The organism is Qipengyuania gelatinilytica, from assembly GCF_019711315.1.
GTDB classification, from domain to species: domain Bacteria; phylum Pseudomonadota; class Alphaproteobacteria; order Sphingomonadales; family Sphingomonadaceae; genus Qipengyuania; species Qipengyuania gelatinilytica.
On record NZ_CP081294.1, the window covers coordinates 413,866 to 435,382 of the forward strand.

The following is a 21,517-nucleotide window of genomic DNA, read 5'->3' on the forward strand; positions in this document are numbered from 1 at the left end:
CGATGGCAAATCCATCCACGTTGCTCGACGGACGCCGGCCAACCGACGGTATGCTGGCGCTCGCGCAGGATATTGCGCAGAACAAGCAACGCGAGGGTCTCGGCCAGACGAGCGTGCCCGCGCATGTCTATACCGACCCTGAATATTTCGCGCGCGAAAAGAGCGCGATTTTCGACCGGCTTCCGCAGATCATCTGCCCAACTGCGTTGCTGCCCGAACCCGGCATGGCCGTTCCGCACGACGCCACCGGTCGTCCGCTACTGATTACCCGCGATGCACAGGGACAGGCGCATGTGTTCCTGAACGTCTGCCGCCATCGCGGCACGCGATTGGTCGAGGGTGACGAGGTCCAGTGCACAAAGAAGCTGGTGTGCCCGTACCATGCGTGGACATATTCGGTGGACGGGCGCCTCCTTGCCCTGCCCCGCCCCGACACGTTCCCCGATCTCGACAAGGGTTCGATGGGCCTGGTGGAGCTGCCCTCGAAAGAAACCGGCGGCATCATCTGGTTCTGCCCGAAGGAAGAGACCGCCGATTTCACACTCGCCGAAAAGCTGGGTGAGGATTTCGACGCGCTGGGCATGGGTGAACACTTCCTGTTCCGCCGCAAGACCCACGAGGTTGCCGGCAACTGGAAGCTCATCATGGATGCCTTCCTCGAAAGCTACCATGTCACTCGCCTCCACGCGCAGACCATCGGCCCCTTCTTCAAGGACGGTGTGACCAGCGGCGACATGATCGGCCCGCACGCCCGCAGCGCGGTGGGGCGGCTGGAGGAAATGGAAGGCGTCGATCTCACCGACATGACGCAAATGCGCCGTGTGGTGACTTTCGCTTACCAGACCATGCCCGGAGCGCTGGTCATCCCCAGCCCCGACTACATCAACCTCATGGTGATGATGCCCCAGGCGCATGATCGCACGCTGGTGGAAGACTTCATGCTGATCCCGGAGGCCCCTGCCACCAACAAGGCCCGCGACCATTGGGAACGCAGCTGGGCACTGCTCGACGGCGGCGTATTCGCCAGCGAGGATTTCCGCGCGGCGGAACTCGGGCAGCAAGGCCTTGCGACCGGCGCGGTGCCCGAACTGACGCTCGGCTCGATGGAAGGCGGTATTCGCCGCTATCACGAGACGGTCGAGGAAGCCTTGCGCGCCGCCAATTGAGCGCCTAGCGCGCTTTCCATGTCCGACAACAGACTCCCCGAAGCCGGCGACCGTATCGCCAAGCTGCTCGCGCGTGCGGGCGTTGCCAGCCGCCGCGAGGTCGAGCGCATGATCGCCGATGGTCGCGTGTCGCTCGACGGCAAGGTGCTCGATACGCCTGCTGTGAAGCTGGAAAGCCTGCGCGGCGTCACCGTCGATGGAAAGCCGGTGGGCGAGATCGAAGACACGCGCCTCTTCGCCTTTCACAAGCCTTCCGGTCTGATCACCGCAGAGCGTGATCCCGCCGGTCGTCCTACGATCTATGCGGCGCTGCGCAATGCACTGCCCAAGAATGCGGGCCGCGTCATGCCGGTGGGTCGTCTCGACTTTAACACCGAAGGCCTGTTGCTGCTCACCAATGACGGCGAGATGAAACGGGCGATGGAACTGCCCTCCTCCGGTGTTCCGCGCACCTATCGCGCGCGCGCATTCGGCGACATCACGCAGGCCGATCTCGACCAGCTGATCGAAGGTATCGAAATCGACGGTGTGCGCTACGGCCAGATCGAGGCGAACCTCGAACGCGGTTCGGGTCGCAATCGCTGGATCGAGATGACCCTGCGTGAAGGCAAGAACCGCGAAGTTCGCCGCGTGCTCGAACATCTCGGGCTCGAAGTGAACCGCCTGCTGCGTATCGGCTATGGCCCCTTCCATCTCGGCGACCTTCCCCGCGGGCAGGCCGTCGAATTGAAGCGCGGCGATGTCGAGGCGTTCAAGCGTGACCTGTCGCGCGGTGGCCGCAAATGAGGATCATCGCTGGCGATTGGCGCGGACGGAAGCTCATCGCACCCAAAGGAGACAGCACCAGGCCAACAGCCGACCGCACGCGCGAAACCCTGTTCAACATGCTGAGCAGCCGCCTCGGCAGCTTTGAAGGCCTGTCGGTGACGGATCTGTTCGCCGGATCGGGCGCGCTGGGACTGGAAGCCCTCTCGCGTGGCGCGGCGCAATGCCTCTTTGTTGAGCAGGATGCCGAGGCTGTCAGGGCGATCAAGGCCAATATCGCCTCGCTCGATGCGCGAACGCGCACTCAGGTCCAGCAAGGCTCGGTCATGAGCCTCGGCCCGGCCAAGGCGCCACACGACCTTATCCTGCTCGATCCGCCCTATGATACCGGCGCCGGCCAGGTTGCCCTCGACCGGATGACTCGGCTCGGATGGATTGGTCCTGCGACATGGATTGCGCTCGAGACGCACCGGAAAGAGGACATCAAGTTGAAAGCGCTCGAGATCGATGCCGAACGTGTCGTGGGCAAGGCCAAGCTGACACTGCTTCGGCTGAAGGATTGATCGCATGGAAAAGGGGCAGTCCCACCATGGTGGAACCGCCCCCTCCAAGCGTCCGCGCTGGCGAACCAGCTGGGCTGGACATTTAAATCAGTCGTTGGTGTCTGCCGGGCGCGTTGCCGGAAGCGGATGATCGATTTCGCTCGCCGGGCGTCCCGGCCAGTATTCGAGCGGACGCGTGCCGGTCTTGTTCTTTTCCCAGCTGTTGATGCAGCCTTCCTGCTGATCGGGCTTGCACACGGGGAGGTCGCTGGTGTCAGCTACTTCCTGATAGCCGCTAGGCAGCGTCTGGGTCACGGGGTTGCTCACGAAACGCGGTGCGGGCGTCGTAGTCGTGGCGGCCGCGGTGCGGGCCGTCATGCCAGTGGTGCTGGCATTGTTGGTGCCGCTCATCTGCGAGCTAATTTGCTGCCACGCCGTGGCGCGCTGCTCGGGCGTCATCTCGTAGATGCGCACGCGCTGGGGATCGGTCAGCACCCACCAGCCATCGGCCTGTGCCGGTTCGAGCGTCCAGTAATATTCCTGCACGCCGTAGGGCCATGCATCATAGACGACGCGGCGTTCTTCGGGCCAGCTGTCATAGATGACGACCTGGTCTTCGCCGAGTTGGTAGACGGTGACTTCCGCATCCATGTGGTCATCTGCGGCAGCCGGCACGGCGGTAAAGGCCAGCGCTGCGGCGCCAGCAAGAATGATGTGCTTCATTGTTATGTCTCCTGAGAGGCTCATTGCCGATATTACTCTTTTACCCGCGTGATAGTTCCGGTCGGGCATTGCGGGGGGTTGTGTTGCAGCACAGCGTTCCCTAGCTGTTCCGAAGCAATGTCCGACCTTCCCGCCCCCGCCCAATCGCCCGAAAACGGCGAGATTCCGCCCTATGCGGCGCAATTGAATGCGCCGCAGCGCGAGGCTGTGCTGACCACCGAAGGACCGGTGCTGATGCTCGCAGGTGCGGGCACCGGCAAGACGGCGGCACTTACCGCGCGGCTTGCACATCTCATCGCAATGCGCCGGGCGTGGCCGAGCGAAATCCTCTGCGTGACCTTCACCAACAAGGCCGCCCGCGAAATGCGCGAGCGTGTCGGACGGCATATCGGCGATGCGGTCGAAGGAATGCCTTGGCTCGGCACCTTCCATTCGATCGGAGCGCGGATGCTGCGGCGCCACGCCGAACTGGTCGGGCTGCAGAGCAACTACACGATCATCGATACCGACGATCAGCTCAGGCTGCTGAAGCAACTGATCCAGGAAAACGATCTCGACGAGAAACGCTGGCCTGCGCGCCAGCTGGCCGGACTGATCGACCGCTGGAAGAACCGCGGTCTCAACCCGGGCGATCTCGATGCGGTCGAGAACGAAGCCTACGCCAATGGTAAGGGCGCACAGTTCTACAAGCTGTATCAGGACCGCCTGAAGGCGCTGAACGCCTGCGATTTCGGCGATCTGCTGCTACACATGCTGAACATCTTCCGTCAGCATCACGACGTGCTCGCTCAGTACCAGCAGCGCTTCAAGTATATCCTCGTCGACGAGTATCAGGACACCAACCAGGTCCAGTACCTCTGGCTGCGCCTGCTCGCCCAGACCCGCAAGAACATCTGCGTGGTCGGGGATGACGACCAGTCGATCTATTCGTGGCGCGGCGCAGAAGTCGCCAATATCCTCAAGTTCGAAAAGGATTTTCCGGGCGCTGCGGTCATCAAGTTGGAGCAGAATTATCGCTCCACCCCGCAGATCCTTGCAGCGGCCTCGGGCCTCATCAACGCCAATAGCGAACGGCTCGGCAAGACGCTCTGGACCGAATTGCCCGCAGGCGAGAAGGTCCGCATCGTCGGGGTCTGGGATGGGCCGGAGGAGGCCCGCCGCGTGGGCGAGGCTATCGAACGGCTGGAAAGCGAAGGCGCCCCGCTCGACGAAGTCGCGATCCTCGTGCGCGCGCAGTACCAGACGCGCGAATTCGAAGACCGCTTCATCCAGATCGGCCTCAATTACCGCATCGTCGGCGGTTTCCGCTTCTACGAGCGCGCCGAAATTCGCGATGCCCTCGCCTATTTGCGCACCATCGCCCAGCCAGCCGACGACCTTGCTTTCGAGCGCATCTATAACCAGCCCAAACGCGGCCTCGGCGCCAAGACGCTCGAAGCCATGCGTCGCCACGCGCGCAGGACGCAGACCCCGCTGGCCGCCGCATCGCTCGACCTTGCCGATAGCGACGAACTGCCGGCACGCGCGCGAAACACCCTCGTCGGCTTGCTCGGACAATTCGTGCATTGGCGCGAGATGGCCGAACAGGTGACGCCTTCCGAACTGCTGCGCACCGTCCTCACCGAAAGCGGTTACGAGGAAATGCTCCAGAAGGACCGCAGCGCAGAGAGCGCAGGCCGTCTCGAAAACCTCACCGAGCTTGCCCGCGCGATGGAGGAATATGAGACGCTGACCGACTTTCTCGAGCATGTCAGCCTCGTGATGGACAACGACCGGCGCGACGATGGCGAGAAGGTCACCATCATGACCATGCACGCGGCCAAGGGTCTTGAATTCAACCACGTCTTCCTGCCCGGTTGGGAAGAAGGCGTGTTCCCGAGCCAGCGCTCGCTCGACGAAGGCGGACTTGCCAGCCTCGAGGAAGAGCGCCGCCTTGCCTATGTCGCGATCACGCGCGCCAAGCGTCGCTGCACCATCTATCACGCTGCGAACCGGCGCATTTATGGCCAGTGGACCAGCTCCATTCCCAGCCGTTTCATCGAGGAATTGCCCGACGAGCATATCGAGAGCGAGACCACGATGAGCGGCGGCGCATCGCTGTGGCGCGCCAACTGGTCCGAGAACGAAGACCCCTTCGCCCATGTCTCCAGCGCCCGCCCCGAGCGCAGCACCGCTCGCGGCCCCGGATGGCAGCGCGCCCTTTCGACCGGCTACGACACCAAGCCCAAGCGCATTGCGGAAAGCGGCCGAAGCGCGGCCAGCTTCGCCGCCAAACCGCGCACCGACATCGCGATCGGCGCGCGCGTCTTCCACGAGAAGTTCGGTTACGGTTTCGTGATGGACCAGGAAGGCAACAAGCTGGAAATCGAGTTCGAGAAGGCCGGCACCAAGCGCGTGCTCGACAGCTTCGTCAAACTGTCTGAGGACTGACCTAGTAAAGCTTGGGTTGCGCGCGCGTTACCTCAGGTGGGCAGTCCAGGTCCCACGGGTATAGTAAGGTGCGAGAGCTAGGCCACACGATCTGCATGACGTCGGGCCTATCCCCTCGGCCACGGAACCGCGAATAGGCAATCGCGTCGAAGACATACCTGTCCCACACTTCAGAATGACGGGCCGTCCGAAAGGTGCATTCGAAACCGTTCGCTTCGGGATCGGGCTCACGGAAGACAAACCCATCGAAAAGTTCGCTGCCTGATTTTACGCGCTCGAAGGCTTCCCAAAACACGTAGTTCATTAAGACTGGGTCGAGATCGAAAACGATCAGTTCAGGTGCTCCGAAGTCGCTAAAACCGATGGTGTAGGCAAATTCTGCCTGATCAGATCTCTCATCACCGACATATGTGGCCGTCCACCCGTGTTTCGCGATAGCTCTCGCGGTCTTGTCACGGTGCGCGGCCAATTGGCTTTCGAAGTACCAATCCTTCAAACGCTGGAACATACCTAGCCCACTGCTTCCGTTGTCTGGTCAGCCTGCTTGGGTCGCTGCCAATAACGCCGCTCGAACGGGCGCAGCAATTCGCCCACGAAGCCGCGCGTTCCCTCCGCAATGCCGGTATCGCAATCGATATGGGGCGCGGGATCGACATACGTCCCGAAGAGCTTGTCCCACAGCGTTACCGTGTTTCCGTAATTGCTGCCCATCAGCGCCTCGTCACGGATGTGGTGCAGCCGGTGCGCCGCCGGTGAGATCAGCACGCGTCCGAAGATGCCCAGCGTCCACGGCACGTCGCAGTGGATGAAGAACCCCCACCAACTCCGGATAAAGGCCGCGCCACCGACCGCCCATTCGGGCAGGCCGAGAAGCAGGAGCAGCCAGACGTCGAGGCACACGCTCAGCAGCTTGCTGAGGGGGTGTTTGCGCATGACAGTAAGCCAGTGCATTGCCGTGTCGGCATGGTGGGTCGCGTGGATCGCCCAGAGCAGCGGCGTGTGCTCCAGCCGGTGCCGCCAATAGACCACGAAATCGAAAATCAGGATCGCAGCCACCAGCGCGATTGGCTGGTTCACACTATTCCAGAAACCGGCAAGAAACTGCGGCGTACCGATGGCACTACGGATCGCACCTTCGGGCACGAGGAACAGCGGGGCGAGCAAGACGAGGTTGAAGAGCGTCAGCCCCAGATTGGTCGAGAACTCTTTGTGGCTGCGCTTGATGGCCGCGACAATTCCGCCACGTTTCATCACGAGCGCTAGCAGGCCGAACACAAGGCCCGTTGCGGCCAGGGTCAGCAGCGTGGAACGCGCAGGATCGGCGAAAATTTCCATGGCGCGCACGTTCGCACGCGCATGGTTAGGGAAGCGTTAAATCAGGTCGCCGAAACGTCGAGGAAACCCGGCTTCGGGCCGTTCCATTCGCCTGCGGCTACCGGAGCGTCTTCCTCGTGGTCGCGACGGCGCGAACGCTTGGGCTTTTCGGCCGGAGCCTCTTCAGCCTTCTTCTCGCGCTTGGGCTTGTCCGATTTCTTCGGCTCGTCCTCGTCGCGCTTTTTCGAACGGCGAGGCTTGCTTTCCGCTTCTTCGGCGGGCTTTTCGACCAGCTCGACGCGAACGTCCTTCTTCCCGAAGACCGGGATCTCGTTCTTGGTCAGCTTCTCGACGTTCTGGATTGCCTCGGCATCTTCCTTCGAGACGAAGGTGAATGCGCGCCCCTTGGCCCCTGCACGGCCCGTCCGGCCGATACGGTGGACGTAATCGTCCGGATGCCAGGGAGTGTCGAAATTGAAGACGTGGCTGACACCCTTGATGTCGAGACCGCGCGCTGCAACGTCGGATGCCACCAGGATATTCACATCGCCCGACTTGAACCGGTCAAGTTCCTTGATGCGGCTCGCCTGGTCCATGTCTCCGTGGATTTCGCTGCTGGCAAACCCGTGGCGCTGGAGGCTCTTGTTGAGCTCGCGAACGGTGGTCTTGCGGTTGGCGAAGATGATAGCGGTTTCGACGTGGTCGTTCTGCAGCAGCCAGCGCAGCGTTTCGCGCTTCTTGCGGGTCTCGACCGGGATCTTGAACGCGGTGATGTCCTTGTTCGTCGTCGCCGCGCGAGTCGTCTCGATCCGCTTGGGATTGCTCATGAATTTATTGGCGAGCTTTTCGATCGGCGGCGGCATGGTGGCCGAAAACAGCATCGTCTGGCGGTTTTCGGGAAGCTTGTCGCAGATGAACTCGATGTCGGGGATAAATCCCATGTCGAGCATGCGGTCGGCTTCGTCGATCACGAGCAGTTCGCAGCCGTTGAGTAGGATTTTGCCGCGCTCGAACAGGTCCATCAGGCGGCCGGGCGTGGCGATCAGGACATCGACGCCTTCGTTGAGCGCCTTGACCTGGTCACCCATCTGAACGCCGCCGATGAGCAGTGCCATCTTGAGATCGTGGTTCTTGCCGTATTTCTCGAAATTCTCCGCGACCTGTGCGGCAAGCTCGCGGGTCGGCTCGAGAATGAGGCTGCGGGGCATCAGCGCGCGGCGACGACCCGAAGCCATCACGTCGATCATCGGAAGGACGAAGCTGGCGGTCTTGCCGGTGCCCGTCTGGGCAATACCGATGATGTCCTTCATCATCAGGATCGGCGGGATGGCCTGCGCCTGGATCGGAGTCGGCTCGGTATAGCCGGCTTCTTCGACGGCTTTCAGCAGGTCTTCGGATAGGCCGAGATCGGCAAAACTCATGCGGTTTTCGGGTGCCCCCAGATTTGGAATGCTAAATTGGAAATACGAAAAAGGCCGCATTGCCGCGGCCTTTACCGTGTGCGCCCTTCGCCAATTTGGCGCTTCAAGTCAAGGAAAAGCGCCTTAGTCCAGCTCTTCTGCGACCAATTGGCTGAATCGGTCGATCTGGCATTTGGCGCCCGAGCGGCTCATGATCCGGTCGCGGTTCACACAAATTTTGCCGTCGTCGCTGCGTTCGACGTAGAATCCGCGGTAGAAATCCCTCGGCGAACAGCCTTTTTCCAGCCGCGCCGTCATCATGCTGCGGTCACGCATCAGGATCAGCAGGCGATCACCGCGGTCGGACACGCCGCCGATGCGCGCGCTTTCGATGCAGTTACCCGCCTTGCGTTCGACCAGGCGCGTTCGCGGACGCTCCTGCTGCGGAACTTCCGCGGTAAGGTTCTGTCGCGAAGGTCCGGCCGGCCTTGCCGGCGAAATGCGCAGGATGACGCGCCGCTCGATGCGGACCTGCTGGGCCGGGCCCGGCATGATGCTGTCCACAATCGCGTTCCAGTCATCGCGGCGCGCCGATACCGTGTTCCCATCAAGGGCACGATCGCCCTCACGCACCTGCTCTGCCACAGGCGCATCACCGGCGTCTTCCGGCGAAGCCAGATTCATGAGCCCGAACGGCAGCACGAGGGCCAAAGGCGCAATCAGGGCGGCAGGTGTTGGCATGTCCGGTGCGAAAAGCTCCTTCGGGCCGCGCGAGGGACCGCACGACATTCGCTTGCCGCCCATGCCCCCCATCGGTTGAATATCGGCTTAATTGTTTGAGCGCTCTTGGCAAGTGGTGGCATTTGCCCGGCAGAGTGTGGCATGGGCGCATCCATGAGCGATACCACCGCCTTCTGCGACGCTGCCGCCCGGCTGCTGGGCCCCAAGGGCTTCACCACGGACCCAGAACTTGTCGATCCGTGGCTGACCGATTGGCGCGGTCGCTATACCGGACGTGCCATCGGCCTCGCCTCGCCCGCAAGCACAGCCGAAACAGCCGAACTGGTAAGGCTCTGTGCGAAGCACGGTGTGCCGATTGTCCCGCAGGGAGGAAACAGTGGCATGTCGGGCGGAGCCACGCCTGATGAGAGCGGAGACGCTGTCCTCATCTCGCTGCGCCGGATGGACAAGATAACCTCCCTCGATCCCGAAGCTATGCAGGTCACCTGCGAGGCGGGCGTCATTCTGCAGAACCTTCACGAGGCTGCCGAAAAGCACCGGTTGCGCTTCCCGCTGACACTGGGCGGCAAGGGTTCGGCGACAATCGGCGGGTTGATCTCGACCAATGCGGGCGGGACGCAGGTGCTGCGCCACGGGACCATGCGTGCGCAAGTCCTCGGCATTGAGGCCGTCCTTGCCGACGGCAGCGTTCTCGACACGCTCACCCCGCTCAAAAAGGACAATCGCGGCTTCGACCTGAAGCAACTCCTGATCGGATCGGAAGGCATACTGGGGATCGTCACGGGTGCAACGCTGCGCCTGTTGCCTGAAATCTCGGGTCGCACCGTGATCTGGGCGGGCCTCGCATCGATCCGGCAGGCGCGCGAATTGCTGGTCCATTGCGAGCGCGTGGCGGGAGAGGCGCTTGAGGGGTTCGAGGTCCTGCCCAACCACTGCCTTGCCGCAGTACTCGACCACCTGCCCGATGCACGCGCCCCCCTTGCTCAGCCTCACGCATGGAACGCGCTGATCGAACTCGTTTCGACAAAGCCTAGTGGAGAAGACCTGGCCTCTCTCGCCGAGACCATGCTGGAGGGCGCGCTCGACCTGGGCTTGCTCGAGGATGCCGTCATCGCGGCCAACGAGACGCAGGCAGAGGCGTTCTGGCTTCTTCGCGATTCGATCTCGCCGGCCGAGCGGGCGATCGGCCCCGCCATGCAACACGACATTTCGGTGCCGGTGAAACGCATGGCCGATTTCGTCACCGCGGCAATTCCCGAGGTCGAGAAACGCTTCCCCGAGACCCGCGCCCTGGCCTTCGGTCACCTTGGCGACGGCAACGTCCATTTCCACGTCCTCGCCCCTGCCGGTGTCACTCCCGGACGCTGGGAGGACAGCGAAGGCAAGCAAATCAGCAGCTTCGTGCATGACCTTGTCACCGAGTGGGGCGGATCGATCAGCGCAGAGCATGGAATCGGGCAGATGAAACGCGACGAACTGGGCCGTTTGGGAGACCCGGCAGCGCTGGCGGTCCTCCGCAGCGTCAAACAGGCGCTCGACCCCCGGGGATTGCTCAATCCCGGCAAGCTCCTACCGCTTGCGCAATCGGGTACAAATCCGTAAAGCGCGCAGCTTCTGGCGGATGGGGTCGCAAGGGTCCTTCGCCTCATCCCATCCTAATCTAGAAGATTTTTCGGAGAGTATTCATGGCGAGCGCGCCGAAGCAGCCTCAACTGCCCCTGTTTTTCAACGACCTGATGCCGCTGAACAGCAAGGACCACAAAAATTTCCGCACCCGTTCGGTCGACAGCGCACCGTGGCTCTCGAAGGCCCACGCCATTCCGCTGACCGTCGACGAGTTCGTGCAGTCGCAGCGTCACTTCCCGATCGTCTTCTCGAGCGGCGAAAACCCGCTTCCGCTGGCTCTCATGGGCCTCAACGAAGGCGTGAACACCTTCGTCGATGATGCCGGCAAGGTTACCGAAGCCGTTTACATCCCGGCTTACATCCGCCGCTATCCGTTCATGCTCGCCAAGCTGCAGCAGGACGCGACCGATCTTTCGCTGATGTTCGACCCGACCTCCGATGCCGTGGGCGAATTCGAAGAAGGCGAGCGTCTGTTCGACGACGAAGGCAACACCACCGACGCCACCAAGCGCGTCCTGGAATTCTGCCAGCACTTCGAACAGGCCGCCCAGCGTACGCAGGCTTTCCTGACCGAACTCAAGGACAACAACCTGCTCATGGACGGCGAAGTCGCCATCCAGCGCGAAGGCGAAGAGCAGCCCTTCATCTACCGCGGCTTCAAGATGGTCGACCAGGAAAAGCTGCGCGAGCTGAGCGACGAAAAGATCATCGAATGGCACAAGAACGGCATCCTGATGCTGGTCCACGCCCACATCTACTCGCTCGAACTGATGCGCACGATCTTCGCGCGCCAGGCACAGCAGGGTAAGGCTCCTCAGCCGAACGCCCAGGCAAGCGCCTGATCCAAGGTCCCTGCCCCTAGGCAGGGATAGCGACGAAAAGTGGTGGAATCGCGCCGAGAAGGCCGATTCCGCCACTTTTTCTTTGCTTGAAACGCAGCTGCGCGATGCCCATCTTCAATGTGTCGGCAGCGCTCCCCTCATAGCCTGCCGGCATGGTGCATGAGAGTGCACCAACCTCCCTGAACCTTGGCCACCTCGTGCGACTTAGCACGGGGTGGTTTTTTCATGGGCACGGGGTGGTTTTTTCATGGTGCTCGCAAGGCTATTCGGCAGCCTGCGGCAATTGCCCGCGGCTGCCGAGTTCGGCGGTTTCGGAAGCCAGTTTCCTCACCAATCCGGACAACAGCTTGGCAATCGCCGGCTGGCGCGCGCTTTCGCTTTCTAGGCGTGCATCGAGATAGGTAGCGCGGCAAACCTCGACCTGCATCGCATGGATCCCGCGCAGCGGCGCGCCATGCCGGTCGAGGACATATCCTCCCGAATAGGGCCGGTTGTGCGCCACCGGCCTTTCCGCCTCCCCGAAATGGTTGAGGGCGCAGGCAATCAGACGGCTGTCGCAGCTTGATCCGAACCGGTCTCCGATGACGAATTCCGCCGTCACCTCTTCGGGATGCCTCCGGCGGAGCGGCGGCATGGAATGCAGGTCGATAAGCAGCGCCGCCCCCCAATGGTCGCGCAACTGTTCCAGCGTCTTGCCAAGCGCCTGGTGATAGGGGCGATGGATAGTTTCGATCCGTTCGTCCAGATCGGTGCGCTCGAGCGGTCTCTTCCATATCTCGCCCAGTCCGGGCAGGCGGCGAGGAACCAGTCCGAGCCCGCTGCGCGCCCTGCGATTTGCCAGCGAGTGGCGCACCTTCGCAGCTTTCGCACCACGGACCATGGTCCAATCGATATCGTCTGGCGCACGGTTGAGGTCGATCACTGCCCTTGGTGCATGTGCCAGCAGCAGGGACGCGCCCGTTTCCTCGGCAATGCTGCGGGCAAGGCCGTCGACGTGCCTGTCTTCGAGCCTCAGGCGGCTAGCGGGATCACGGAAATTGCCGAGGATCTCATCAGAATAGGCCCGCCCGCCATGCGGCGCTGCAATTATTACCGGCAGGGCCGGCTGGTTGGCGATTTCCAGTGTGAATCCCGGTCCATCCATGGTGGCCGCGTCCATCCCGAGTTGCAGCGAATCATACGGTAATCCGCCAAGAATTTGCTTGATGCTGGCCGCTCGGTCGGGGCAAGTCAAAGAAACCGGTCTCGATTAGGGACATTAGTGAACGCGACGGAAGATTTGTTAAGCCATTTGAGCTAAGGACATGCGCATGAGTGAGCTGCATCAGAAACGAATCCTGCTGGCCGAAGACGACGAGGCCATGCGCACCTATCTCGAGCGCGCGCTGGCAAATGCCGGGTATTCTGTTGATGCAGTCGATCGCGGTACGTCCGCCCTGCCCCTGCTCGAAGACGATCATTACGACCTGCTGCTGTCGGATATCGTCATGCCCGAAATGGACGGCATCGAACTGGCACAGCGCTGCAACGAGATCAGCCCGACCACGAAGGTGATGTTCATCACGGGCTTCGCAGCGGTCACTCTGAAGGCAAGCCGCGAGCAGCCGAACGCCAAGGTCCTGTCCAAGCCGTTCCACCTGCGCGACCTCGTCCTCGAGGTCGAACGCGTACTCGAAGACCGGGTCAGCGCCCAACTCTGACAATTTACATGAGATTGCCTCTTGCGCGGTCTCTGCGCCCTCGCTAAAGGGCGCGCCTGCCGCACAAAACGGCCTGTTCGATAGCGTGGGCGTATAGCTCAGTGGTAGAGCACTATGTTGACATCGTAGGGGTCCCAAGTTCGAACCTTGGTACGCCCACCATCGAACGAAAACCCGCCCTCACCGGCGGGTTTTTTGTTGCCTGACGCCTAAGTTACCAGGCTTCGCGCTGGCGGCGGATTTCCGGTTCGAGTTCGGCCCACAGCTCGTCATTGAGGTCGCGGCAGAAGGCGACCTGCTCTTCGCTCAGGGTCTTTTTCCAGTACTGCGTAATGCTCTCGAGCGAGCGGTTCTGGATATGCGCTTTTTCCGGTAGCGGCTCAGCACTGGCAGCCTTGTCCTCGGCAGCCTCGGCGGGCTTGGGAACCGCAAGACCGGTGACCGCGATCAGCCGCGCACGAACCGCCTCCGGATCGACCATGAGATCGGAATTCACGAGGACCGTTGCGGGCAATCCTTCGCGCATCTCACGTAGCAGGACCGAATAGAGCAGGTTCCACGCGACAGCCCCTGCCTTGGCCGCATCGATCCCACCTTCGAGGAGCCCCGTTATGCGCGCATCGACAGGCATTCCGACAGACCGCATGCGTGAGACCAGCCCTTCGACCGGCGGACGCCAGGACATGCGTTCGAAACTCGACGCAAGGCTCAGGGGATCGCGCACGGTGATGATGACGGGCACGTCGGTCGTCCGGGCGACCCTGGGCGCAACAAAGAAGGCCATGGGGTCCTTCCAGACCTGTGTACGCTTCCACGGCTGCAACCTCGCGAGGATTGCCGTGCGGCGGCTCCTGTTGAGGTATTTGTTGCGCCCGAGGTTGCCGAGGATGTTCTCCGGCCGGAAGGTATTCCGCACCCTCCTGCGTAGAATGCGGTCGATCAGGTCGTCGGCCGTTGCGAGGTCGAAGTCCTCCTGGCCGGGAACGGGAAACCAGTCGCGCACGGCGCGGTCGCCCACGATGTCGCTCATCGGCTCGTAAAGCTCGATCGCTCCCGGCGAACCGCTCAGCAATTCACCGACCGGCGTTGTACCGCTGCGGGGAGCACCCGTTACCAGAACCGTTCGTGCAGGCTTTGCAGCTGTCTCAGACATCGTTGGAGGTTTTCTTGCCCTTGTTGGTCATTATGGATTTCAGCATGGCCGGAGCCTTCAGATATTCGCGCGGGTCGAGATAGGCCCGTGTGTCGACGCCCAGGCTCTTGCGGACTGCGCGGACCAGAAGGGCCTGTTGCAGGATCATCGAGACAGCAAGGCCGATAGACAGGCCATAGGGGCCAACCCAATAGGCCAGCACCACGTACAGCGGGGTCGTGATGGCCAGGACCTTGATCATTACCGCGCGCTGGACCGACGTATCGCCGAGCAGCAACAGCGCCTGCCCCGACAAGCCGCAATAGATGAAATAGGATATGCCCACCGCCATGATGACGAAGTGGTAATAGGCGTCGCCATAGTCGGCGCCGAACAGCAGCCTGAAACCCCAAGGCCCGATAAGGGCGAGGAAACCGCAGGCCGCGAGGCACACCGCGAAGGCGGCAGAGGCGGTCGAACGCAGCACTTTCTCCAGCTCTTCCCTGTCACCTTCACGGTGCAACCGGATGAGGATGTTGGGGACCGCCCCTGCCACGATAGTCAGCGGGCTGGTGATGACGTTGCGCAGCTGGAAGGCGGCTACCATTCCCGCCATCAACGCAGCCTCCACGATCATGCCGCCGATAACCAGGGCGGCAGAGGCGGAGGTCCAGTAGACCAGCGCCTCGCTCAGCATCATGTTGAAATTGTCTTTCTTGCGGGCATCGGCTGTCGCGATGACCTCGCGCGGGCTGGTCGCAAACCCGGTGTGGCGCAGGACCATCACGAGCGCGCCCAGGGTACAGAGCACCGAGGCCACTATCGAGATCCAGATCGCGCTCTCCAGCGTCAGGTCTGAATAGTGGGTCGCCAGAGCGAATCCGGCGAGGATCAGCACGCAGCGCACGATACCGCCTTGCGGCCCCTGCCCGCTGAAATTCGCCGACATGCCGACGCGCCCGATCCCGCGAAGGGCCTGCGCTGTCACGGTGTTCACCGAACGCGCCACGAGCAGTCCGGCGGCGAGCAGGAACAGCCAGTCGCCCTTTACGCCGATGTCCGGCAGCACGCCCCTACCCGCTACATAGAACAGGGCGGCGAGCAGCAGGCTGAAGACCAGTGTGACGAGAACCGATGCGTAGACGATCGAGGGCTTGGGATGGCTCTTGTCGCCAGCCTCGGCCTCGCCCAGCATGCGCACGACGCCGGTCTGGAACCCTGCCTGTGCGAACATGCTGAACAGGATCGAGAAGGTTGCGAGAACGCCGAAGAACGCAAATTCGTCGCGCGGCAGCACGCGCGTAAGCCACATGCTGACAAGCAGGGCCAAGGGAAAGCCGAGCGCGCGGCTGCCGGCGACGGCTGCCGTGGCCATCACGAGTTTCCGCCGATCGGAGGCACGCGACATCAGCGTTTCCATTCCGAAAGATCGCGGCCGATCAGGTCTTCGGTCGCCTCGATATGCGCTGCGTAATGCGCCTGAAGCCTTTCGCGCTCGCCGGCGCCGAGCTTTTCCGGTTTCTTCCCGAGGCGCGCGAGGAGGAATTCGTAGGGCCTGCGGAACAGCGGAAGCTCGAAGAGGCCGGGAGCGGCACGGCGCAGGCGCTTGGCCGTCATCCGGAATGCGCGGGCGACGGGATTGGAAATCTCCACGCTGGCGTTCTTGTGCGATGCTTGCTCTGTTGCAAGCACCTGAGGAGGCAGGCCGAGATGGCCGAGCACTTGATCGAATGCCGCTTGCGGGTCGGCGATCAGGTCTTCGAACAGGAGGACCAGCAACCGGTCACCGAAGCTCGCCTTCCAGTTTGCGAGATGGCCTTCGTATTCGCCCTCGGCCACGTAATTCGTTGCGAACGAGGTGGCACGAGCGCCCCTGTCACATTTGTCCAGCGCATCTGCGAATTGCGCGCAGCCGTCCTCACCGCGCGAGCGGGCGTGGAGCCAGGCGGAGTAGGCCCGACCCGCAGGTTCGCGGAGAACCACGATGATCTTCGCATCGGGCCGGACCTTCGCGATGGCGCCGGGTACGGTCTCGTTGACGAGATAATTCGTGCTCGCATCGCCGCGCAGTGCCCCTTCAGGCGCACTACCGTAGAGTTTCAGATAGCCTGCTTCGTCACCATAGGGCAGCGTCTCGCGAAGCGCGCGCTTCTTCGATCCGTCGAGGATGGTCCAGTCGCGCTCGTCTTCACGCAGGAAGAAGTGATGGGGTTCCTTCTCATGCGGGAAGAAAACGCCTTCGTGCTGGCGCAGCATGTCGACAAGGGACGTAGTCCCCGCCTTGGCAGCGCCGATGATGTAGAAATCGGGGAAGCGACTGTCGGTCATGGCGAGTTCGAGCCTTGCGCCCGTTATGCGCGCGCCGGTCGCGCAGCCTGCGGCCCGGGCAGGAAAACGCCGCTTTCCCTGTTCGCCTCGTCGACCCTTGCCGCTCTGACCCTGCGATCCGCCATGATCGCCTGCAACGTCGCAAACATCATCACCCCGAACCACGGAGAGTCGATCTGCGGATCGAGCAAGTTGATCGCAATCAGGAACAGGAATGCTGCTCTGCCGAAATCGCCCTGCCCGCTTCGCCAGAACAGCAGGTAGGCGGAATAGAGCAGCAGCACGGTGAGGGGGATGCCGAGTTCCGCGAAGAGCTGGCTGATCCCGCTGTACGGCTTATTCGCCGACGACTCGATTGCATACTTGTTGTTCTTGAAGCGGACGAGCATCGGCGCGACATGCTGCTCGTGTACGTCGGCCGAGAACATGCCCGGCAGCTTTGGCAGGTTGTGGGTACTCACATAGCGGTTGATCGGGCTGGTCCAGATCGCCGGCTGGCTCGAGAACTGTCCCGCCCCCGCGCCGACCAGAGCGGTATGCGGCTCGTCGAGATAGAGCTTGCCCACCGCCACGAAGGCATAGAGCTTGGGGTTCGCCCCGTAATACTCCTGGAACGCGTCGTTCTTCACCTCGGCGCGATATTGGAGATAGGGCACGACCACCATCGCCACAGCGGCACCGGCAAACATCACCGCGCGGTTCTTGCGCACGAAGATCACCAGTGCCGCAGCGCCCGCCACGATGCCGAGGATGAAGTTGGGCATCAGGAAGTTGAGCCCCGAGATAATCAGCGTGGCATTGTCCCTAACGTTGAGCGCGCGTTTGCGCGACAAAGCCTCGGCGACCCCGAAAAAGCCGATGACGGTGACAATCTTCGCACCGCCATTGCCGTAGCCCCCGTTGTAGAAATCGGGGAGGAAGTGAATGTAAGGCAAGCGGAACGGGAAACCGTGCTGGGTCAAGCTGATCAGGCTGGTGATGAGCACCAGCACGTTAAGTATCTTGATGAAGCTGCGCCCGTTGAAATGGCGCGAGGGCACGAAGCCCAGCACCGCCGCCATGAAGGGCAGGAACAGCGCCAGCTCCAGCGCCCATGAGGTGAAGGAAAAACTCAGCCCCATCGCGATGTTGACCACGGCGCCCACGGCGAGGAAGCCAAGCAGGAAGATCATCCGCGTATAGCTGCGCTTAGCCAGCCAGTTGATCATGAAGATCGGCGTGGCGACATAGCCCGCATAGCTCGGTGCCGTGCGAGGCAGCGCCATCACCAGCGCGAAGGGTGCCGATTTCGGAATTCTCACCTAACTACTCGCATTTTTCCCGAGCCCAATCCCGCTACGTTGCCGCCTGCGCAGCCCGCCGCTGTCGTTCTCGCATCCCTCTTGAACATAGGCAAGGCGCGCTGCCCCGTCAGTCGATCTCGATCCGCAGTCCCTCGATCCGCCCCTGCGACGCAGTCAGCGCCACATACTGCGCAGGGCAATCGGCCGGAACGGTGAACTCGACAGGTCCGCGATAACGCTCGCCGACGAGTGCACCCGCCGCATTGCCGGCACTGCGATCGCACCGCAGCAAGACGGAGACCTCCGCACGCGGGCCCGAACCCGGACGCCTCGTGCCGCCTTCGTCCTCACGGCGAAGGGAGAGCCTGTGAGTGCCTTCTTCCAATGTGAGGAAGCGAAATGCGAATTGGCGGCGCAGCGGGTCGCGATTGCGGACATCGAGCGTGCCCTCGGCATCTCCGGACCGGATCGAAATGCCTGCTCCGGAGGGATAGGTCCAACCGAAGGGACTCGGTTCACCCTCGGCAAACAGGAACTGTGTGCTGCGGTCTTCATCGGTGAGGCAGCGTTGCGGCCACACTTCGAGCGCTTCGGTGGCCTGAGAATTGCCCAGAAGCGTTCGCACCACGCGCGCATAGTCCTCGCATTCTAGCGAGCTTTCCATTCCGCCGGTCATCACGAAGGTTTCCGCCACCGCCGGTCCGAATGTCGGATTGGCACGCAGGAATTCGGCAATCGAGGCCACCAGCGGCCCGCTTTGCACCATGCGTTCTGCCAGAGCGCGGCGACCTTCAGGCTCGTTGATCAGCAGGCTGATCGTGCCGAATACCGCCTCTTCCTCGCGGCGCATGCGGGCAAGAGCATCGACGCGCTGCGCTGCGACTTCCCATTGCTGATTTGTCAGTGCGCTGCCGATGACAGTGACCTGCGTATAAGCATCGCGCCAGCCACGCTGCGCGGCCAGCGTCAGCGCCTGTCCGGCCTGGGCAACGTCGTCGGCTTCCACAGCCGCGAGAGCGTAGGCCGAGAGGTTCGCTGCCTCGATCGGGCGCTGGCGCAACAGAGCCTCACCGCGCGCCATCGCGCTCTCGGGATCGGTGACGGAGAGCAGGCGCGCCGCTTTCTCGTCTGCGAAACCGCCGAACCCTTCCGGCACATAGGCGATCAGCGCGGGCCTTACGCGCGCGCTGCGGTCGATCTGCGAGACGACCGCAACAGCCGCAATCGCAAGGAACAGGGCGCCGCGCAGGATCCAGCCAAGGGTTCCAGGCTCGCGCGGTGTCATTCTTCGTCGCTACCGTGCTCGTAGGTGTAATAGTCGGTGCCGTAATAGGCGTATTCACCGCTGATATTGCGCGGGTTGAACTTGGTGAGCACCGCGCCGAGCACGTTGGCCCGGACCATGTCGAGCCTGCGCAGGGCGGCCTTCACCGCGCCGCGATGACCGGAATCGGCATCGATGACCATGATCACGGCATCGGTGTGCGCGGCCAGGGTCGGTGCGTCGGACAGGCCGAGCATCGGCGGTGCGTCGAAGACCACGCATTCGTACTGGGTCAGCAGTTCGGCGATCAGTTCATCGAGCCTCGTCGAGCTGAGCAGCGCGGCCGGATCGGGCGGCATCGGCAGAGCCGTCATGTAGCTGAGCTTGGGATGGCCCGAAGGGAGGATAACCTCTTCCTTGGTACGCTCACCTGCCAGCAGGGCCGTAAAGCCCTCCTGCTTGCGGTTCTCCAGCTTGCGATGCAGCGTCGGACGACGAAGGTCGGCATCGATCAGCAGCGTGGTACGGCCCAGTTCAGCGAATTCGAGCGCCAGCTTGCCCGCGGTAGTCGTCTTGCCCTCACCCGCCTTGGACGAAGTGATCGTAAGCGTGCGCGGAATGCCATCTGCGGTGCTGTAGCGCAGGTTGGTGACGAGCGACTGGTAGGATTCGCTCACCGGCGATTTGGGATCTTCGAGATCCTCTGCCGGATTCTCGCCCTGGATCATCGGGATCAGGCCGAGCAGCGAGACGCCGAGCTTGTTCTCGACATCTTCCGGCGTGCGCAGGACATCGTCGAACTGTTCGCGCAGGAAGACGACGCCCGCCGCCACGATCAGGCCTCCGAGCAGCGCGACCACGAGGTTGATGATGAGGTTCGGCGAAGACGGCTGGCGCGGCACCTGCGCGGTATCGACCATCGAGACATTGTTCGACGTCGCACCGGCGGTGGCGTTGAGTTCGTTATAGCGCGTCAGCAGCGTGTTATAGAGCGCACGATCGGTCTCGGCCACACGCTTGAGCACGTTGTACTGGACGCCGCGATCCTGCTCGTCGAGCGCCGCATCGCGAACCTGCGCAACCTGCGCCTGAATTTCGTTCTCACGGTCACGGACGGCCTCATACCCTAGTCGGATCGAATTCTTGATCGAGTTGCCGACCTGGTCGAGTTGCTGCTCGATCCGGTCCACCTGCGCCTGCAGCGCCTGCACATTGGGGTGATCGTCGAGATGGCGGGTGCGTTCGTCGGCCAGACGGGCTTCCGCCAGCGAAAGCTCGCGAACGAGGCTGCTGTAAGCCGGGTTCTGCAGGACCTGCGGGATCGAGGAAATCGGCTGGTTGGCGACATTCTGCCACACGTTCTCAGCGGCGATACGCTCTGCCGTGGCGAGGCTGGCTGCCTCATTCAGCTGCTGCAGCGTATCGTTGGTAACCGAAAGCGTGGTTTCCTGGTCAGCGTTCTGCCCCTGCCCCGTTACACGGATCAGGCCGGCAGCGCGCGAGAAGGTGTTGAGGTCCTTCTCGCTCTGTTCGAGCTTCTGGCGCGCATCTTCCAGCTGCTGGGCGAGGAATTCACGCGCATAGGCGGAACTGTCGAACTTGCGCGCGAGATTGCTCTCTATGAAGTTCTGCGCGATCGAATTGGACATTTCCGCGGCAATGCGGGGATTGCCGCTGGTGAAGCCGATCGAAACGAGGCGGCTGTCGACGGGCAGCGTTACCCAGAGGCCGTCCATCACCATGGCGATCGCCGTGTCGCGGCGATAGCGCGCTAGGCCTTCGGGGCCGGAGTAACCGGTGCCCTCGAGCGTATCGAGCTGGGGCATTTCGACGCCCTGTGCCTCGTAGAATTCTTCGCGTTCCGACAGGTCTTCGGATTCCACCACGCGTTCGGCGAGGCTGCGGCTCTCGATCACGTCGACCTGCGTCTGCAGGAAGCGCTCGGTCTCCTGATACGGCGTGACGGCCTGTGTTTCGGAGTCCTCGATAATCGAATCTGCTTTCTGCTCGATCAGGACCTGCGAAATCGCCTGGTATTGGGGCCGCATCAGCAGGGTCACGAGCACGCCGAGGCCGACCGCGATGATGAGGATTGCAGCAATCGGCAGCAAGTTGCGCCGGATGGCCGCCCACACGCGCCGCAGGTCGATGTCCATGAAGGCATCGCCATCGGTCGCCGTCTCAGCGGGATAGCGTCCAGGTTTTACGCCTTCGAACTGCGAAGCGTCCTGCGCACCGGATGCCGGGTAAGTGCTAGCCAA

At 62.4% G+C, this 21,517-nt stretch carries 19 protein-coding genes and 1 tRNA gene; 8 read left to right on the top strand and 12 right to left on the bottom strand.

The genetic code is table 11. The features are described from left to right. The first annotated feature begins 2 nt into the window (after positions 1–2). From K3136_RS02055 to rsmD, 3 genes are read left to right on the top strand one after another with little or no spacing between them, the layout of a single operon-like run. The gene (locus K3136_RS02055; protein WP_221431273.1) at positions 3–1,166 is read left to right on the top strand and encodes an aromatic ring-hydroxylating oxygenase subunit alpha; all 1,164 of its coding nucleotides are present in this window, start codon (positions 3–5) and stop codon (positions 1,164–1,166) included. 18 nt (positions 1,167–1,184) lie between these two features. Continuing rightward, positions 1,185–1,952, top strand: a complete 768-nt coding sequence (locus tag K3136_RS02060) for a pseudouridine synthase (RefSeq protein WP_221431274.1) — start codon at positions 1,185–1,187, stop codon at positions 1,950–1,952. Further along, positions 1,949–2,494 (top strand): 16S rRNA (guanine(966)-N(2))-methyltransferase RsmD, encoded by a 546-nt coding sequence (rsmD, locus tag K3136_RS02065; protein ID WP_221431275.1) that lies wholly within the window; start codon positions 1,949–1,951, stop codon positions 2,492–2,494. Before K3136_RS02060 ends, rsmD begins: the two co-directional genes overlap by 4 nt. An 87-nt stretch (positions 2,495–2,581) precedes the next feature. Here rsmD and K3136_RS02070 read toward each other — a convergent pair whose 3' ends face one another. Next, complete coding sequence (locus K3136_RS02070) at positions 2,582–3,196, bottom strand: hypothetical protein (RefSeq protein WP_221431276.1); 615 nt, start codon at positions 3,194–3,196, stop codon at positions 2,582–2,584. 117 nt (positions 3,197–3,313) lie between these two features. Between K3136_RS02070 and K3136_RS02075 the strand changes: the two genes are divergently transcribed. After that, positions 3,314–5,626 (top strand): ATP-dependent helicase, encoded by a 2,313-nt coding sequence (locus tag K3136_RS02075; RefSeq protein WP_221431277.1) that lies wholly within the window; start codon positions 3,314–3,316, stop codon positions 5,624–5,626. Position 5,627: 1 nt separating this feature from the next. On the opposite strand, the gene K3136_RS02080 is transcribed toward K3136_RS02075, so the two are convergent. The 4 genes from K3136_RS02080 to K3136_RS02095 form a co-directional block, all read right to left on the bottom strand. Further along, a complete protein-coding gene (locus tag K3136_RS02080; protein WP_221431278.1) occupies positions 5,628–6,134 on the bottom strand; it encodes a DUF4262 domain-containing protein in 507 nt (168 codons plus the stop codon). A 2-nt stretch (positions 6,135–6,136) separates the two neighbouring features. Further along, positions 6,137–6,961: a sterol desaturase family protein gene (locus K3136_RS02085; RefSeq protein WP_247711401.1), complete on the bottom strand. Its 825-nt coding sequence runs from the start codon at positions 6,959–6,961 to the stop codon at positions 6,137–6,139. 41 nt (positions 6,962–7,002) lie between these two features. Further along, positions 7,003–8,361 carry a DEAD/DEAH box helicase gene (locus K3136_RS02090; RefSeq protein WP_221431280.1) on the bottom strand — a complete coding sequence of 453 codons (1,359 nt, stop codon included), beginning with the start codon at positions 8,359–8,361 and terminating at the stop codon, positions 7,003–7,005. 123 nt (positions 8,362–8,484) lie between these two features. Next, the gene (locus K3136_RS02095; RefSeq protein ID WP_221431281.1) at positions 8,485–9,024 is read right to left on the bottom strand and encodes a hypothetical protein; all 540 of its coding nucleotides are present in this window, start codon (positions 9,022–9,024) and stop codon (positions 8,485–8,487) included. Positions 9,025–9,234: 210 nt separating this feature from the next. On the opposite strand from K3136_RS02095, the gene K3136_RS02100 reads away from it, so the two are divergent. Both K3136_RS02100 and K3136_RS02105 read left to right on the top strand, forming a co-directional pair. Next, positions 9,235–10,683 carry an FAD-binding oxidoreductase gene (locus tag K3136_RS02100; protein ID WP_221431282.1) on the top strand — a complete coding sequence of 483 codons (1,449 nt, stop codon included), beginning with the start codon at positions 9,235–9,237 and terminating at the stop codon, positions 10,681–10,683. 83 nt (positions 10,684–10,766) lie between these two features. Next, on the top strand, positions 10,767–11,549 hold the full coding sequence (locus K3136_RS02105; protein ID WP_221431283.1) for a SapC family protein: 783 nt from the start codon (positions 10,767–10,769) through the stop codon (positions 11,547–11,549). A gap of 262 nt (positions 11,550–11,811) precedes the next feature. Here K3136_RS02105 and K3136_RS02110 read toward each other — a convergent pair whose 3' ends face one another. After that, on the bottom strand, positions 11,812–12,708 hold the full coding sequence (locus K3136_RS02110) for an N-formylglutamate amidohydrolase (RefSeq protein ID WP_221431284.1): 897 nt from the start codon (positions 12,706–12,708) through the stop codon (positions 11,812–11,814). Between the two features lie 151 nt (positions 12,709–12,859). Between K3136_RS02110 and cpdR the strand changes: the two genes are divergently transcribed. Both cpdR and K3136_RS02120 read left to right on the top strand, forming a co-directional pair. After that, positions 12,860–13,249 (top strand): cell cycle two-component system response regulator CpdR, encoded by a 390-nt coding sequence (gene cpdR / locus K3136_RS02115; protein WP_221431285.1) that lies wholly within the window; start codon positions 12,860–12,862, stop codon positions 13,247–13,249. A gap of 87 nt (positions 13,250–13,336) precedes the next feature. Next, positions 13,337–13,411, top strand: a tRNA-Val gene (locus K3136_RS02120). 52 nt (positions 13,412–13,463) lie between these two features. Here K3136_RS02120 and K3136_RS02125 read toward each other — a convergent pair. From K3136_RS02125 to K3136_RS02150, 6 genes are all read right to left on the bottom strand, one after another. Next, positions 13,464–14,402 (bottom strand): sulfotransferase, encoded by a 939-nt coding sequence (locus tag K3136_RS02125; RefSeq protein ID WP_221431286.1) that lies wholly within the window; start codon positions 14,400–14,402, stop codon positions 13,464–13,466. Continuing rightward, the gene (locus tag K3136_RS02130) at positions 14,395–15,789 is read right to left on the bottom strand and encodes a lipopolysaccharide biosynthesis protein (RefSeq protein ID WP_221431287.1); all 1,395 of its coding nucleotides are present in this window, start codon (positions 15,787–15,789) and stop codon (positions 14,395–14,397) included. The genes K3136_RS02125 and K3136_RS02130 overlap by 8 nt, the downstream gene beginning before the upstream one ends. Next, a complete protein-coding gene (locus K3136_RS02135; RefSeq protein WP_221431288.1) occupies positions 15,789–16,709 on the bottom strand; it encodes a sulfotransferase family protein in 921 nt (306 codons plus the stop codon). The genes K3136_RS02130 and K3136_RS02135 overlap by 1 nt, the downstream gene beginning before the upstream one ends. Positions 16,710–16,732: 23 nt before the next feature. Beyond that, complete coding sequence (locus tag K3136_RS02140; protein ID WP_221431289.1) at positions 16,733–18,010, bottom strand: hypothetical protein; 1,278 nt, start codon at positions 18,008–18,010, stop codon at positions 16,733–16,735. Between the two features lie 109 nt (positions 18,011–18,119). After that, positions 18,120–19,277, bottom strand: a complete 1,158-nt coding sequence (locus K3136_RS02145; RefSeq protein WP_221431290.1) for a hypothetical protein — start codon at positions 19,275–19,277, stop codon at positions 18,120–18,122. After that, on the bottom strand, positions 19,274–21,517 hold the full coding sequence (locus tag K3136_RS02150) for a GumC family protein (protein WP_221431291.1): 2,244 nt from the start codon (positions 21,515–21,517) through the stop codon (positions 19,274–19,276). The genes K3136_RS02145 and K3136_RS02150 overlap by 4 nt, the downstream gene beginning before the upstream one ends.

Bases quoted from the DNA above. Each gene is read 5' to 3' on its own strand.
- K3136_RS02075 (WP_221431277.1), top strand. From the start codon at position 3,314: ATGTCCGACCTTCCCGCCCCCGCCCAATCGCCCGAAAACGGCGAGATT.
- K3136_RS02110 (WP_221431284.1), bottom strand. From the start codon at position 12,708: ATGGACGCGGCCACCATGGATGGACCGGGATTCACACTGGAAATCGCC.
- K3136_RS02135 (WP_221431288.1), bottom strand. From the start codon at position 16,709: ATGACCGACAGTCGCTTCCCCGATTTCTACATCATCGGCGCTGCCAAG.
- rsmD (WP_221431275.1), top strand. From the start codon at position 1,949: ATGAGGATCATCGCTGGCGATTGGCGCGGACGGAAGCTCATCGCACCC.
- K3136_RS02125 (WP_221431286.1), bottom strand. From the start codon at position 14,402: ATGTCTGAGACAGCTGCAAAGCCTGCACGAACGGTTCTGGTAACGGGT.
- cpdR (WP_221431285.1), top strand. From the start codon at position 12,860: ATGAGTGAGCTGCATCAGAAACGAATCCTGCTGGCCGAAGACGACGAG.
- K3136_RS02105 (WP_221431283.1), top strand. From the start codon at position 10,767: ATGGCGAGCGCGCCGAAGCAGCCTCAACTGCCCCTGTTTTTCAACGAC.
- K3136_RS02095 (WP_221431281.1), bottom strand. From the start codon at position 9,024: ATGAATCTGGCTTCGCCGGAAGACGCCGGTGATGCGCCTGTGGCAGAG.
- K3136_RS02080 (WP_221431278.1), bottom strand. From the start codon at position 6,134: ATGTTCCAGCGTTTGAAGGATTGGTACTTCGAAAGCCAATTGGCCGCG.
- K3136_RS02145 (WP_221431290.1), bottom strand. From the start codon at position 19,277: ATGACACCGCGCGAGCCTGGAACCCTTGGCTGGATCCTGCGCGGCGCC.
- K3136_RS02100 (WP_221431282.1), top strand. From the start codon at position 9,235: ATGAGCGATACCACCGCCTTCTGCGACGCTGCCGCCCGGCTGCTGGGC.
- K3136_RS02085 (WP_247711401.1), bottom strand. From the start codon at position 6,961: ATGGAAATTTTCGCCGATCCTGCGCGTTCCACGCTGCTGACCCTGGCC.
- K3136_RS02090 (WP_221431280.1), bottom strand. From the start codon at position 8,361: ATGAGTTTTGCCGATCTCGGCCTATCCGAAGACCTGCTGAAAGCCGTC.
- K3136_RS02070 (WP_221431276.1), bottom strand. From the start codon at position 3,196: ATGAAGCACATCATTCTTGCTGGCGCCGCAGCGCTGGCCTTTACCGCC.
- K3136_RS02130 (WP_221431287.1), bottom strand. From the start codon at position 15,789: ATGTCGCGTGCCTCCGATCGGCGGAAACTCGTGATGGCCACGGCAGCC.
- K3136_RS02060 (WP_221431274.1), top strand. From the start codon at position 1,185: ATGTCCGACAACAGACTCCCCGAAGCCGGCGACCGTATCGCCAAGCTG.
- K3136_RS02055 (WP_221431273.1), top strand. From the start codon at position 3: ATGGCAAATCCATCCACGTTGCTCGACGGACGCCGGCCAACCGACGGT.